Origin of the sequence: Acinetobacter sp. NIOH-H-8, assembly GCF_046635365.1 — a bacterium.
In the GTDB taxonomy this organism is placed as follows: Bacteria; Pseudomonadota; Gammaproteobacteria; order Pseudomonadales; family Moraxellaceae; genus Acinetobacter.
Genome location: NZ_JBHDVN010000364.1, coordinates 1 through 386, shown reverse-complemented (window position 1 = coordinate 386; position 386 = coordinate 1). Strand labels below are relative to the sequence as shown.

Annotated in this window: 1 protein-coding gene; it reads left to right on the top strand. The window is 52.1% G+C overall.

Going from position 1 to position 386, the window contains the following annotated elements; all coding sequences use genetic code 11:
* Positions 1–166: 166 nt before the first annotated feature.
* Positions 167–386, top strand: a 220-nt coding sequence (locus tag ACEWB7_RS18675; protein WP_411581187.1) for a cytochrome ubiquinol oxidase subunit I, incomplete at its 3' end; no start/stop codon positions are given.

Genomic DNA, 386 nt, shown 5'->3' with positions numbered 1-386 from the left:
CCGCTGTGCAAAGCGATGCTGAAGAGAACGCAGTCTGACACGCAGTGCTAACCTTTGACCGGCGCCGAAATCGGCGCCGGGAAGCAAAACTCATCATCATAGGCTAAGTGATGTTCGCATGAGCCCCGGCTGCGGCCGGGGCGATTCACAATGATGGGTGTGGAATATGTTTGAATTCGACGCGTGTCATCTGGCCCGATTGCAATTCGCCTTTACCGTATCCTTCCATATCCTCTTTCCGGCCATCACCATCGGACTTGCCAGCTACATTGTGGTGCTTGTGGGGATGTTGCTGCGAACCCGGGATAATGTCTGGCGTTCACTATACAATTTCTTTCTGAAAATCTTTGCCGTCTATTTTGGCATGGGCGTTGTCTCCGTATTAG